The organism is Paraburkholderia sp. RL17-381-BIF-C (assembly GCF_046026435.1).
Lineage (GTDB): Bacteria > Pseudomonadota > Gammaproteobacteria > Burkholderiales > Burkholderiaceae > Paraburkholderia.
Genome location: NZ_JARESX010000280.1, coordinates 1 through 221 on the forward strand (window position 1 = coordinate 1; position 221 = coordinate 221).

Below are 221 nucleotides of genomic sequence, written 5' to 3' on the forward strand. Positions count from 1 at the left end.
GGCGAAGAGGAAGACCGCCACTTCCTCGTCCCCAAAAGTGACTACCGGATTCTCGATACCTGGTACTCGATCGGACTGAAGGGCTCGGCGAGCCACGACGTTGTGCTTGACGAAGTGTTCATCCCGGAGCATCGGACCACGACCGTGGACACGATGCGTGAACGCGAAGCGCTCTATCCCGGCGAACCGATCAACATGCGCGCGCCGCTTTACTGCATGTT

Annotated in this window: 1 pseudogene; it reads left to right on the forward strand. The window is 59.3% G+C overall.

Annotated elements, in window-relative coordinates:
* A pseudogene (locus tag P0D70_RS37050) lies at positions 1–221 on the forward strand (acyl-CoA dehydrogenase family protein); the annotation flags it as partial.